Here is a 13,255-nt window from a genome sequence, read left to right on the forward strand (position 1 = left end):
CTGACACTGTTTCTCACTCACGACACCTCAGCCGTGGAGGCGGTCGAACGGGAGGCGCAGGACCTGGCCGGCCGGCACCGGCGCGTTCCGCAGGCGGATCGCGTCGAGTTCCGACGACGCCAGGGCCCGGCGGTAGAAGCGGACCTCGTCGAACGAGCCGTTCCAGCGGAACTGGTTGTCCAGCCGCTGCCCCAGCTGCAGCTGGAACGACACCGTCTGGCTCACCGACCCGGCCGCCGCCGCCCCGGACGCGACCTGGACGCCGTCGACCCACAGCAGCAGCTTCCCGCCGGTCCGCTCGAGGGCCACGTGGTGCCAGGCCTGGTCGTCGTACGCCTGCGCGGAAGCGATCGACGCGCTTCCCGCCGCCGTGGTCGTCATCGCGATCAGCCGGTGGTTGGCCGGTTCGCCGCGCAACCACAGCTGCGGCGCGGTCGTGCCCATGCCGCCCAGCCAGAACAGCACCTGGTTGCCCTTCGTGGCGCCGTAGGAGAACCACCCCGTCCACGTGAGGTCGCCGTCGCCCGGCGGCTGGGCCGGGTCGTACGGCACGCGGACGTAGTCGTCGACGCCGTCCAGCGTCACCGCGCCGCCGAAGCGGCCGGCCGCAAGGGACGCGCCCCCGAGCACCCGCGCGTCGGCGTGCCCGGAGACGTCCGGTGTGGACGGACCCGCGGAGTTGTGCCGGCCCAAGTAGGACTCGTCGAAGCGCGCGAACCGGATCTCGTCCCGCGCGTCGACGGCGCCGCCTTCGTACATCAGCCCGATCGTCGAGCCGCTGATCTGCACCAGGTCCGAGTACCCCGACCAGTCCGTCGTGATCTGCGTGCCCTGCTCGGCGTTTTCCCACGTCCGGCCGTTGTCGTAGGACGACCGGATCATCATCCAGCGCCGCCGGTCGGTGTCCGACGGCGAGGAGAACAGCAGGCGGTTGCCGACGCGCAGGATCGAGCCCTGCACCATCGGTGTCACCAGGTCGGGGATGGTGGTGAAGGACCTGGTGAACGTTTCGCCGCCGTCGCGGCTGATCGCGTAGTCGCGGTTGCCGATGTCGGTGCCGCCCTGCTCGCGGCCGCCGGCGTAGATCGAGCCGTCGGGCAGCTCGACGACGGTGACTTCGGACGGCTTCTGCGTGTACGTCCCGCCGACCGGGTGCGGGTAGCTGTTCACGGCGCCGACGTGCCAGCTGCGCCCACCGTCGTCGCTGTAGACGAGCCCGGCGTGGTTCTCGATCGAATGCGTTCCGTCGCTGGTTTCCGCGTTGACGCCGAACACGAGCCGGCCGGCGTGCTTGCCGTGGGTCAGCTGGATGCCGTGCACCGGGCCGGACGCGTACCAGGAGTCCCAGTCCGGCAGTTTCGCCTGCGCGCTGATGTCGACGGGCGCCGACCAGGTCAGGCCGTCGTCGTCGCTGTACTGCGAGTGCGGGGTGCGCGGGCACGGGACGTCGCAGGCCTTGTCGTCGGTGCGGCCCTTGTTGTATGTCGTGATCAGCACGATCCGGCCGGTCCGGCTGTCCACTATGGGCACCGGGTTGCCGTGCGTGTCCCCGCCACCGCGGTTGACCACCTGCAGCGGCGACCACGTCTTCCCGCCGTCGGTGGAGCGTTTGAGCACGAGGTCGATGTCGCCGGTGTCGCCGCAGTTGTCGATGCGTCCCTCGGCGAAGGCCAGGAGGGTGCCGTGGGTGGATTCGACGATCGCCGGGATCCGGAAGCAGCTGTACCCCGGATCCTGCGATGCCTTGAACAGGACTTGCTGGTCGAGCTGCGGCGCGGCCTGTGCGGGGCTCACCGCGAGCAGCGTGCTCGTCACCAGGGCCACCAAAGCGGCCCATCTCCCCAGTGTTCTCATTCTCATCCCTTCAGGACGGCGACACCTCGCGGGGCGAGCCGGACCTCGTGGACCGGCCGCGACGGGTCGGTCAGCAGGTCGGGCACGGGCTGCGGCAGGTCGACGGTGACCGGCTCGGTGCCGTGGTTGAGCAGGATCAGGTAAGCGCTTTCCTCACCGTGCCGGACGACGGCCTGGACACCGGGCGGGGTCTCCAGCACCGGCGTCACCCCGGCCTCCGAACACACGCGGCCCAACAGTGACGCGAGGTCGGGCCGGGTGCCGAGGTACCAGGCGACGCCGTCCCCGAAGGCGTGCCGCGTGATCGCCGGCCGCCCGGCCAGCTCGCCGGAGGCGAACGACGCGACGACCTCGGCGCCTTCCGGTTCGATCCACTCGGCCCAGATCGCCCCGGAACCCGTTGTTCCGTCGGTGAAACCCAGGTCGACGGACCCGTCCAGGGGCCAGAACTCGTCGACCCGCAGGCCCAGGATGTCCCGCAGCGGCGCGGGATGGCCGCCCAGGTACGCGCGGTCGCAGCCGTCGACGATGCCGGAGAAGTACGACACCACGACGTGCCCGCCGCCCGCGACGTACGCGCGCAGGTTGTCGGCGGCCGCCTCCTCCAGCAGGTACAGGTTCGGGACGACGACCAGCTTGTACGGCGTGAGGTCCCGCGAAGGGTGGACGACGTCGCAGGTGACGTTGGCGTCGAACAGCGGCGCGTAGTGCGCGAGGTGCGTCTCCAGGTAGTCGAGCTGGGCCGGGTGCGAGTCGAGTTCGAGCCCCCACCAGCTCGGCCAGTCGTGCAGCAGGGCGACGTCGGCACGCACGCGCGTCCCGGCCAGCTCCGGCACGCGGGCCAGTTCCTGCCCCAAAGCGGCGGTCTCGCGGAACGTCCGCGTGTCGCGGCCGCCGTGCGGAACCATCGCCGAGTGGAACTTCTCGGCGCCGCCGCTGGTCTGGCGCCACTGGAAGAACAGGACGGCGTCGGCGCCCTGCGCGATGGCCTGCCAGCTGCCGAGCCGCATCGCCCCGGGTGGCTTGGGACTGTTGCGCGGCCGCCAGTTCACCGCGCTCGGCGCCTGTTCGAGCAGCATCCAGGGCTGGTCCTTTGTGGACCGCACCAGGTCGTACGCGAACGCCGCTTCGACGTGGGCCCGCGGGTCGGCTGGGTCGGGGTAGGAGTCGAGGCTGACGACGTCCTCGTGCGGCGTCCACAGGTGCCAGTCGAGGGCTTTCTGGACCAGGCCGACGAAGTTGGTCGTGATCGGGACGTCCGGCGTGACGCGGCGCAACACCCGTTGTTCGGTGAGGAAGCAGCCGAGCGCGGCGTCGGAGGAGAACCGGTGGAAGTCCAGCTGCTGCGCGGGGTTCGGGAACGTCGGGGCCACACGCGGCGGCAGGATTTCGTCCCAGGTGGAGTACCGCTGGGCCCAGAAGGTGGTTGTCCACGCCGCGTTGAGCGCCTCGATCGTGCCGTACCGGTCCTGCAGCCAGACGCGGAAGTCCGACGCGGACTCGTCGCAGTAGCACGCCCGGACGTGGCAGCCGAACTCGTTGCCGACGTGCCACATCGCCAACGCGGGGTGCCCGGCGTAGCGCGTCGCCAGCTCCGTGACCAGCCGGGCGGCGTGCGCGAGGTAGACCGGGCTCGACGGGCAGAACTGCTGCCGCGCCCCGGGCGAAAGCCGGACGCCGTCGGCGCGCACCGGCAGGATCTCCGGGTGCGCGTGGGTCAGCCACGGCGGCGGGGACGCGGTCATCGTCGCCAGGCACACCTTGATCCCGGCGCCGGCGAGGCCGTCCATGACGGCGTCGAACCAGCCGAAGTCGTACTTCCCCGGCCGGGGTTCGACGCCGGCCCACGAGTAGATCCCCGCCGTCACCATCGTGACGCCCGCTTCGGCCATCAGCTTCAGGTCTTCCCGGCGGACCTCTTCGGGCCAGTGCTCGGGGTTGTAGTCGGCGCCGTAGCGGAGCATCAGAGCAGCCCCGCTTCGGCGAGCTTCTCCTTGATCCGCAGCAGTTCCTCGTCGTCCAGCGGGAGCTGCGGCGGGGCCATGACAGCGTTGTCGATGAACCCGCGCAGCTTCATCGCGGCCTTGAAGGCGCCGAGCCCGGCCGAGCCGCGGCCCATCCGGCTCGGCGGCGCCACGGCCGTGATCGAGAACAGCTTCAGCAGGCGTTCCTGCTCGCGGCGGGCCGCGGCGAGGTTGCCGGCCTTGAAATGGTCGTGGATCAGCACGTACCCGACCGGGTCGACGTTGCCGAGGCCCGGGACCGCGCCGTCGGCACCCATCGCCAGGGCCGCGTCCACGACGAGTTCGGAGCCGGTGAACACCGCGAAGGAGTCGAGGCCGCGGTCGCGCTTGCCGAGCAGGACGGCGCGGAAGGACGCCTCGTCGCCGCTGGAGTCCTTGAGCCCGGCGAGGACGCCGTCGGCGGCCAGGTCGAGGACCATCCCGCCGTCGAGCTTCGTGTGCACCGCCACCGGGATGTCGTAGGCGACGATCGGCAGCGCGGTCCGTTCGTGCAGCAGGCGGAAGTGCCGGTCGACCTCGGCGACGTGGGTGCGCGTGTAGTACGGCGCGGTGACGACGACGGCGTCGGCCCCGGCGGCCTCGGCCACCTTGATGTGCTCGGCGACCCGCAAGGTCGTCATGTCGATACAGCCGACGAGCACCGGGACCCGGCCGGCGACCTGGTCGACCGTCGTTTCGACGACGACGCGGCGCTGGGCGTCGGGCAGGAAGGCGACCTCGCTGGAGGAGCCGAGGACGAAGACGCCGTGCACGCCGGCGTCGAGCTGGAACTCGACGTGGCGCCGCAGCGAGTCGGTGTCCACGCCGAAGTCGTCGGTCAACGGCGTGCACAGCGGCGGGACGATTCCGGCGAACTTCGGCATCAGGCGCTCACTCCGGTAGGGATCTCGGGATGGATGCAGCGGTAGGTGTGGCCGCCCTCGGCCGCGGCTAGCGGCGGCAGCTCCGCCGCGCACTCGTCGGTGGCCTTGGGGCAGCGGGTGCGGAACGGGCAGCCGCTCGGCGGATTGGTCGCCGACGGCACCGGCCCGGTCAGGACGATCGGCTCGACCGGGTGCAGCAGGCTCGGCGTCGCGGAGAACAACGCCCGCGTGTACGGGTGGCGGGCCTGCGCCCCCACCGGCGCCTCCTCGACGATCCGGCCCAGGTACATCGTGACGATCCGGTCGCTCATCTTGGACACCGTCTGGATGTCGTGGGAGACGAACACCATCGCCAGTTCCAGCTGTTCGCGCAGGTCGAGCAGCAGGTTGAGGATCTGGGCGCGGACCGAGACGTCGAGGGCGGACGTCGGCTCGTCGGCGACCAGCAGCGCGGGCCGCAGGGCCAGCGCCCGGGCGATGGCGACGCGCTGGCGCTGGCCGCCCGACAGCTGGCCCGGCACGGCGTCGGCGACGCTCGCCGGCAGCCCGACCAGGGACATCAGCTCCCGGACACGGTCGTCGCGTTCGGCCGGCGTCCCCACGCGGTGCACGTCGAGGGGGTCGCGGATGATCTTGGCGACGGCGAGCCGCCGGTTCAGCGCGGTCGACGGGTCCTGGAAGACCATGCCGACCTCGCGCCCGGAGACGAGCGGCTCCCCGCGGAAGCGCACGGTTCCCGCGGTCGGCCGCTGCAGCCCGACGATCACCTTGGCCAGGGTCGACTTGCCGCAGCCGGACTCGCCGACGACGCCGATCGTCTCGCCCGGGTTGACCACGAGGTGGGCATCGGTCAGGGCGTACACGTTTTGGTGGCCGAACAGGCCGCGGCCGCGGATCCTGTGGACGACGTGGACGCCGTCGACCTCGAGGAGGTTCACGCCGTTGCCTCCTTTTCGCGCGCGATGTCGACCGCCGGGAAGTGGCAGGCGACGAGGTGGTCCACCGGCTCGCCGAAGCGGACCGGCGTTTCGTCGTGGCACTTGGCGCGCGCGGCCGGGCAGCGGTCGGCGAACCGGCAGCCGGCCGGGAACTCGGCCGGGGCCGGGACGACACCCTTGATCTGGGTGAGGCGGGCCTCGTTCTCCTCCAGCGACAGCACGGCGCTGAGCAGGCCGCGCGTGTAGTGGTGCCTCGGCGAGCCGACGACCTCGGCGGTGGCGCCCAGCTCCGCGACCTGCCCGCCGTACATGACGACGACGCGGTCGGCGATCTCGGACACCAGCGCGAGGTCGTGCGAGACGAGGACGAGCGCGAACCCGAGTTCCTCCTGCAGCCGCAGCAGCAGCGCCATGATCTGCGCCTGCACGGTGACGTCGAGGGCGGTGGTGGGCTCGTCGGCGACGATCAGCTTCGGGTCCCGCGAGAGCGCCATCGCGATCAGCACGCGCTGGCGCTGGCCGCCGGACAGCTCGTGCGGGTAGGCGCGCAGCGTCCGCTCCGGATCGAGGTTGACCAGTTCGAGGAGCTCGGCCGGGGTGCGGGTGCCACCGCGGCGGGTGAACTGCTTGAGCTGGGCGCGGATGGTCATCGCCGGGTTGAGTGAGCTCAACGCGTCCTGGTAGATCATCGCGATGTCGTGGCCGAGGTGCCGGCGGCGTTCGCCCGGCCGCAGGGCCAGGAGGTCCCGCTGGGCGAACCGGATCTGGCCGGACACCTTCGCCGTCGGCGGCTGGAGGCCGAGGATCGACAGCGCCGTGAGCGTCTTGCCGCAGCCGGACTCGCCGATGAGGCCCAGGACTTCCCCGGCGCGGACGCTGAACGACACGCCGTCGACGACGTCGACGCCTTCGTGGCGGCCGGGGAACGCGATCCGCAGCCGGTCGACCTCCAGGACCGTCTCGCGGTGGTCGAGGGAGCGGGCGGTGCGGGCGAGCCGTTCCCCCGCTTCGCGCAGCCCGGCGATCGGCAGGACGGGCGCGGTGTCGGCGTCGTCGCGGGCTTCGACGGCCTTCGCGACTTCGGCCGCCTTGACCGCGCGGGCCGACGGCGCCGCCCAGGCGTCGGAGATCCGCTCGGACAGGATGTTCAGCGCCAGCACCGTGACCAGGATCAGCAGGCCGGGGAACAGCGTCGCCCACCAGCCGCCGGTCAGGACCAGGTCCTTGCCGTCGGCGAGCACCGAGCCCCACGACGGGTCCGGCGGCTGGATGCCGGCGCCGATGAACGACAGCGACGCCTCGAAGACGATCGCGTCGGCCACCGTGACCGTGCAGTAGACGAGCACCGGCGCGGCGCAGTTGACGGCGACGTGCCGGGTCAGCACGAAGAACCGTTTCGCACCGATGACGTGCTCGGCCGCGACGTAGTCCTCGCCGTACTGGGCCAGGACGTTCGCCCGGATCACCCGGGCCACCGGGGGCGTGTTGAGGAAGCCGATGGCCAGGATCAGCACCAGGATGCCGTGGCCGAACACCGCGACCAGCACCGCGGCCAGCGCGATGCCCGGGAACGCCATGATGACGTCGAGGACGCGCATGATCACCGCGTCCACCCGGCGGTGCGAGGTCGCGGCGAACGCCCCGATCACCGCTCCCGACACGAGCGCGAGCGCCACCGCCCCCAGGCCGATGGCGAGCGACCAGCGCGTGCCGGCGACGAGCCGGGAGAAGATGTCCCGGCCCGAGGTGTCCGTGCCGAACCAGTGGGAGCCGCTGGGCCCGCCGGTGTCGGTGCTGAGCGCGTCGGGGTTGTGCGTCGCCACGAGCGTGCCGAGCACGGCGACCAGCACCAGGACGCCGAGGATCGCGAGAGCGGGCCAGGACCCGCGCAGCCGCCTCACGCGTGGCTCCGCAGGCGCGGGTTGGCGATCAGGTAGAGGACGTCGACGATCAGGTTGACCAGCACGAACCCGATCGCGATCGTGATGACGAAGCCCTGGACCTTGGCGGTGTCGCCGTCCTTGACGGCCTGGATCATGTTCTGCCCCATCCCCGGCAGCGCGAACATCGTCTCGATCACGACCGCGCCGCCGAGCAGGTAGCCGACCCGCAGGCCGAGCACGGTCAGCGGGGTGACGAGCGCGTTGCGCAGCACGTTGCGCCCGACCACGACCACCGGCGGCAGGCCGCCGCCGCGCGCGGTGCGGACGTAGTCCTTGTCCAGCTCCTCGACCATCGACGTCCGGATCACCCGGGTCAGCTGGGCGGCCACCGGCAGCGCCAGGGAGACCGCGGGCAGCGTCAGCGAGTTCAGCCAGCCGCCGAAGGAGTCCGCCGGGCTGACGTAGCCGCTGGTCGGGAACAGGCCCTGGTCCACGGCCAGCCACTGCACCAGCAGCAGCGCCACCCAGAACGCCGGCGCGGCGACGCCGGCCAGGGTGACCACCCGGATCACCTTGTCCGGCCAGCGGTCGCGGAACAACGCCGACGTCACGCCGAGCACGAGCGCCGTCACCAGCGCGATGACCAGGCCGAGCAGGGTCAGCTGCACGGTCAGCGGCAGCGCGGTGGCGATGGTTTCGCCGACCGGCTGCTTGGTGATCACGCTGGTGCCGAAGTCGCCTTGCACCAAGTGCCAGACGAAGTGGACGTACTGCAGCGGCAGCGGGTCCAGCAGCCCGTTCTCGAGCCGGAACTGCTGGAGCTGCTCGGCGGTGGCGTTCGCGCCGTCGAACGCGGCCAGCGCCGGGTCGGTCGGCGCGAACCGCATCACGATGAACACGAACAGGATCACGCCGAGCAGCAGCGGGATCAGGGCGAGGATGCGGCTGAGCAGCATCCGGGCGACGACGGCCACGGGTGTTCTCCTCCTAGACCGGCTTGGCCTGGTTCAGGTAGATGCCCGGGTAGCCCTGGGCGCGCACGCCGGTGATGGCCTTCGGGTCCCACGCCGTGCCGAGCTGGGTGAACACCACCGGGTAGATGACGGCCTGCTCGGAGATCCGGTCCAGCAGCTGCTTGTTCAGCGCGGTCCGCTTGGCCTCGTCGGTCTCGGCCGCGGCCTGGTCCTGCAGGGCGAGCAGCGACTGCGCGTCGGCGCCGGTGAACCGGGCGTACTTGCTCGTGAGAATGGACTTGGCGTCGTAGTAGTACCGGATCATCAGGTCGGGGTCGTTGCCGAACTGCAGCGGGTTGTTCGTCGTCGCCACGACCTGGAAGTCCGCGCCCGCGTCCAGCTTCGAGAACAGCGCCTTGGTGTCCTGGGAGTCCAAAGTGGTCTGGACGCCGATCGCGTCCCAGCCCTCCTTGATCACCTTGACGCAGTCGGCGACCAGCGAGGTGTTCGTCGTGGACAGCGTCACCTTGAGGTTGCTCACGCCGGCCTGCTGCAGCAGCTGCTTGGCCTTCTCCGGGTTGTAGACGAAGTCCTGCGACGCCGGCTGCGACGACGGGAGCTTCGGGTTGATGAACGACGTCCCGGGCGAACCGGCGCCCTTCAGGCCGATGTCGATCATCTTCTGCTTGTCGATGGCGTAGTGCAGCGCCTGGCGCACGAGGTTCTTGTCGAACGGCGCGTGCGCGGTGTTGAAGAGCAGGAAGAGGTTGTTGCCGCCGTCGGCGAACTCGACCGTGCGGCCGGCCTTGCGGAGCTGGTCGGCGTTGGCGGCCGGGATGTTCTCGGCGATCTGCGCGTCCGGCTTGGCACCGGAGATCGCGGCGACGCGCGGGGCGGAGTCCACAATGGACTTCCACAGCATCTTGTCGTAGGCCGCCGGGCGCGGGCCGTTGTAGTCGGCGAACTTCTCGAAGCTGGTGTGCGACAGCGGCGCCTGCTCGACGACCTTGTACGGCCCGGAGCCGACGACCTTGCCGCCCTTGGCGTCGTCCCACTTGCCGTCGTAGACGTGCTTCGGCACGATCTTGCAGCACTGGATCCGCTGCAGCGCGTACGGGAAGGGGAACTTGAGGACGAACTCGACCGACCGGTCGCCGGTCTTGCGGACCTCCTGGAGCCAGTGCGAGAAGAAGCTGTGGATCAGCACGTTCTCCTTCTCGTCGAGCGCCCGGGCGTAGGTGAAGACGACGTCGTCGGCGGTCACGGGCTGCCCGTCGTGCCACTTGGCGCCGTCGCGGAGCTCGAACTTCAGGCTGGTGCCGCTCGTGTCGGCGGGCAGCGCTTTCGCCAGGCCGGGGAAGGGGGCGCGGGTGATCGGATCACCCTCCACGAGGGACTCGTAGCAGTGCAGGATCGCGGCCATCGAGAACGCGGACGCCGTCTGCAGCGGGTCCCACGTCTGGTTGTTGCCGTAGCCGATCACGGCGGTCAGCGAGCCCGCCGAGCTGCCGGTCTTGTTGGTGGACGCCGGCCCGCCGCACGCGGCGAGGACGGTGGGGAACGCCAAGGCCGCCCCGGCGAAGGTGGTGTAGCGCAGCAACTGGCGGCGGCTGAGCGACGGGCTCTGGGACATCGCTGTCTCCTGCGGGCCTCGAACGGTAGGACATGGGACGTCCTATGACCGGCGTGAGCCTAGGATGGCTTCGCGTGCCGGTCAACCCTTCTGGACGTATGACGTAGGATGTCCTCTCACGACGCACCCGGGGAGGACAGCAGTGGCCCGTCCGCAGCGCAGCGAAGAGATCACCAAGCGCATCATCGACCTGATCGTCGAGCGGGAGCTCCCGCCGGGGGCGCCCATGCCCACCGAGCTCAGCCTGATGGAGGACATCGGCGTCAGCCGCAACTCCATCCGCGAGGCGATCAAGGCCCTGCAGGCCCTGGGCATCGTCGAGATCCGCCACGGCTACGGCACATTCGTCGGCTCCGCCGGGTCGGAGTCGCTGCAGACGTGGCTGCTGTTCCGCACCCGCGCCCGCGGCGCCACCGACGTCGGGCGGCTGCGCGACCTCCTGGAGGTGCGGGAGATGCTCGAGACCGAGCTGACCCGCCGGGTCGCCACCGACCACCGGCCCGGCCTGGTCGAGGAGCTGCAGGCCTGCGTCGGGCGGATGAAGCGCAAGGGTCCGGACGCGGCGGAGGCCGACCGGGAGTTCCACGACCTCATCTGCGCCGAGGCCGGGTTCGACCTCGCCCGCGAGCTCACCGGGCTGTTCTGGGACGTCTACCGGATCGCCGAAAGCGAGCTGGGCGGCCCGGCTTCGTCCCCGACGGCCACGGCGAAGCGGCACCAGGCCATCGTCGACGCGCTCCTGCTGCGGGACGCGGACGCCGCGGCCGAAGCCGTGCACCGGCACTTCGACGAGGTCCGCAAGCGCGCGAAAGCCGGTCCGTACGGCGGTTTCGGCGTCGCCCGGCCGGTTCCGGCCGTACGGTCCTGACTATGCGTCGTTGAGCCGTTCGAGGTAATTCCCGCCAAGATCGAGAACCGGTCTCAACGACCCGGGCGGCTGGCCCGTCGGTAGTGGTGATCAACCACCACACGGAGGTGCCAGTGCGAAGAACTTTGTCCGTCCTGGGGGTCGCGCTCGCCGGGCTCGTGGGACTCGCTCCCCCACCGGCCGGCGCCGCGGCGCCCTCGACGTCCGCCACCCTGATCACCGGCGAGCGCGTCAGCGTCCGGACCACCGCCGACGGCCGGTCCCTGTTCGACATCCGGCCCGCCGCGGAGAAGGGCATGGCGCGGACGCTCGTGCACCTGCGGCTCGGCGACCGCGACTACGAGGTCCCCGGCACCGCCCTGCCCTACCTCGGGCGCGGGCTGGACCTGAGCCTGTTCGACGTCGGCGCGCTGCTGGCCGGCGCGCCGCTGCCCGCCGACCCGGCGACGTTCGGGCCCGCGCTGGCGAAGCAGTTCAAAGAGGACAACGCGCGCGGGCGCTTCGGCGGCCAAGGGCTCTTCGCGGGCGGTGCGCGTTTCGCGCTGCCCGGAGCGAGCCCGGCCGTCCAGCCGCGTTCGGTGATGCGCACGGTTTCGGTCGACGCCACCGACATCGCCGGGAAGCCGGCCGACACCGGCGTCGCGTTCCTCTACAACACCGACGACGGGAACCTCCTCGACCCGAACGAGAGCGTCAACTACTTCTCGGGCGGCACGGCGAAGTTCAGCGTTCCCGACGGGAACTACAGTGCGCTCGGCCTGTTCTGGACCGCCGACGCCGACGGCAACCCGACGGAGGTGCGCTTCAGCGCGCAACCCGAGTTCGCGGTCAAGGCGGACAAGACCGTCCGTGTCGACGCTTCCCGCGCGTCGAGCAAGCTGACCTGGGTGACGCCGCGGCCGGCGCTGCTCGACGACACCGGGTTCCTGTTCCGCCGCGCGGCCGAGACGGGGCCGGCGCTGCTCGTCGACTTCGACGCCGGGCCCGGCGTGCCGATCGCGGTCTCGCCGACGGCCGTCCCGGTGAAGACGGGCGCGCTGCAGACGTACCCGTACAGCAGGCTCGTGTCCCCACCGGGGCCGGGCACGCCCTACGAATACGTGCTGCAGAAGGCGAGCACCGGCACGATTCCGCAGCAGCGGTACGTGATCACGGCGAAGGACGTCGCCGCGGTCGAGTCGACCTACTTCAGCGAGTACTCGTCGCTGGGGTTGCGGCAGCGCAGCGGGATGTTCTCGTTCGAGGACGTCAGCGGCCGCGTCTCGCACCCGATCCAGCTGCCGCGCAAGCAGGTCGAGTACGTCTCGGCGGCGCCGGACCTGCGCTGGTTCGGCGGGTTCTCGAAGTACGTGCTGCCCGGGCCGTTCCCCGGCTGGGCCGGCGGCCAGTACGAGCCGTTCCACGCCTACCGGGGCGGGTCGGCGGTCACCGAGGAGTGGAACAAGTTCCCGCTGCACCCGGCGGGAGAGGTCGCGCTGCTGCCGCTGGACGACGGCAGCGCGCCGGTGGCACCGGCCGCGACGAGGGCCGGAGACCTGCTGCGGCTGTCGATCACGCCGTTCAGCGACAACCAGCCGGGGCACACCGGGCTGGGCTTCTACGGCGAGGCGAGGGACACCATCACCGGGCACTACGCGCTGACGCAGGACGGCACCACGATCGCCGAGGGCAGCCCGGTCGGGAACACCGAGCTCACGCTGGAGCAGCCGGTGGCGGCCGGGCCGTCGACCCTGGGGCTGACGGTCGACGCCGGGCGCACCGGGCCGATGTACCACCAGAGCACCGCGACCCACACCGAGTGGACGTGGAAGTCCCAGCACGTCGAGGGCGCGCAGCTCCCGGCGGCGCTGGTCTGCCTGCGCCTGCGGGGTGGCGTCGACCGGTCGTGCGCGGTCGAGCCGATGCTGACCCTCGGGTACGCCGTCGGCGGGCTGCGGCCCGACGGCTCCACGGTGTCCGGGCCGCAGAGCCTCGACCTGAGCGTGGGGCACCTGCAGCAGAGCGTCGCCTCGCCCGTCACCGGCGCGACGGTCCAGTACTCGACCGACGGCACCGCCTGGCTCGACGCACCGGTCACCGCGCGCGGCGGCGGGGTCTTCCACGCGGACTTCGCCGCGGTCACGGAGGCTTTCCGCGGCACGGACGTCTCGCTGCGCGTGACGGCGTCCGACGCGGCCGGGGCGACCGTGACCGAGACGATCACCGCCGCCTACCACGTCTACCCGGCCTGAGGGGAGAG

At 71.3% G+C, this 13,255-nt stretch carries 9 protein-coding genes; 2 read left to right on the forward strand and 7 right to left on the reverse strand.

Annotated elements, in window-relative coordinates:
• Positions 1-27: 27 nt before the first annotated feature.
• From ACERZO_RS49520 to ACERZO_RS49550, 7 genes are read right to left on the reverse strand one after another with little or no spacing between them, the layout of a single operon-like run.
• Entirely contained in the window at positions 28-1,854 is a 1,827-nt protein-coding gene (locus ACERZO_RS49520) for an exo-alpha-sialidase (RefSeq protein ID WP_372673016.1), read from the reverse strand.
• Positions 1,855-1,856: 2 nt separating this feature from the next.
• Positions 1,857-3,818 carry a beta-galactosidase gene (locus ACERZO_RS49525; protein ID WP_372673017.1) on the reverse strand — a complete coding sequence of 654 codons (1,962 nt, stop codon included), beginning with the start codon at positions 3,816-3,818 and terminating at the stop codon, positions 1,857-1,859.
• On the reverse strand, positions 3,818-4,741 hold the full coding sequence (locus ACERZO_RS49530; protein ID WP_372673018.1) for a dihydrodipicolinate synthase family protein: 924 nt from the start codon (positions 4,739-4,741) through the stop codon (positions 3,818-3,820). The genes ACERZO_RS49525 and ACERZO_RS49530 overlap by 1 nt, the downstream gene beginning before the upstream one ends.
• The gene (locus ACERZO_RS49535; RefSeq protein WP_372673019.1) at positions 4,741-5,679 is read right to left on the reverse strand and encodes an oligopeptide/dipeptide ABC transporter ATP-binding protein; all 939 of its coding nucleotides are present in this window, start codon (positions 5,677-5,679) and stop codon (positions 4,741-4,743) included. Before ACERZO_RS49535 ends, ACERZO_RS49530 begins: the two co-directional genes overlap by 1 nt.
• Complete coding sequence (locus ACERZO_RS49540; RefSeq protein ID WP_372673020.1) at positions 5,676-7,580, reverse strand: dipeptide/oligopeptide/nickel ABC transporter permease/ATP-binding protein; 1,905 nt, start codon at positions 7,578-7,580, stop codon at positions 5,676-5,678. The genes ACERZO_RS49535 and ACERZO_RS49540 overlap by 4 nt, the downstream gene beginning before the upstream one ends.
• Complete coding sequence (locus tag ACERZO_RS49545; protein WP_372673021.1) at positions 7,577-8,536, reverse strand: ABC transporter permease; 960 nt, start codon at positions 8,534-8,536, stop codon at positions 7,577-7,579. Before ACERZO_RS49545 ends, ACERZO_RS49540 begins: the two co-directional genes overlap by 4 nt.
• Before the next feature lie 13 nt (positions 8,537-8,549).
• Positions 8,550-10,148: an ABC transporter substrate-binding protein gene (locus ACERZO_RS49550; RefSeq protein ID WP_372673022.1), complete on the reverse strand. Its 1,599-nt coding sequence runs from the start codon at positions 10,146-10,148 to the stop codon at positions 8,550-8,552.
• Positions 10,149-10,290: 142 nt separating this feature from the next.
• Here ACERZO_RS49550 and ACERZO_RS49555 point away from each other — a divergent pair, with 142 nt between their 5' ends.
• Positions 10,291-11,016, forward strand: a complete 726-nt coding sequence (locus ACERZO_RS49555; RefSeq protein ID WP_372673023.1) for a FadR/GntR family transcriptional regulator — start codon at positions 10,291-10,293, stop codon at positions 11,014-11,016.
• A gap of 113 nt (positions 11,017-11,129) precedes the next feature.
• Positions 11,130-13,247 carry a hypothetical protein gene (locus ACERZO_RS49560; protein ID WP_372673024.1) on the forward strand — a complete coding sequence of 706 codons (2,118 nt, stop codon included), beginning with the start codon at positions 11,130-11,132 and terminating at the stop codon, positions 13,245-13,247.
• Positions 13,248-13,255: the final 8 nt, after the last annotated feature.

It is taken from the genome of Amycolatopsis kentuckyensis, assembly GCF_041679295.1.
Taxonomy (GTDB): domain Bacteria; phylum Actinomycetota; class Actinomycetes; order Mycobacteriales; family Pseudonocardiaceae; genus Amycolatopsis; species Amycolatopsis kentuckyensis_A.

Coding starts and splice junctions, on each gene's coding strand:
- ACERZO_RS49530 (WP_372673018.1), bottom strand. CDS start 4,741: ATGCCGAAGTTCGCCGGAATCGTCCCGCCGCTGTGCACGCCGTTGACC.
- ACERZO_RS49520 (WP_372673016.1), bottom strand. CDS start 1,854: ATGAGAACACTGGGGAGATGGGCCGCTTTGGTGGCCCTGGTGACGAGC.
- ACERZO_RS49550 (WP_372673022.1), bottom strand. CDS start 10,148: ATGTCCCAGAGCCCGTCGCTCAGCCGCCGCCAGTTGCTGCGCTACACC.
- ACERZO_RS49525 (WP_372673017.1), bottom strand. CDS start 3,818: ATGCTCCGCTACGGCGCCGACTACAACCCCGAGCACTGGCCCGAAGAG.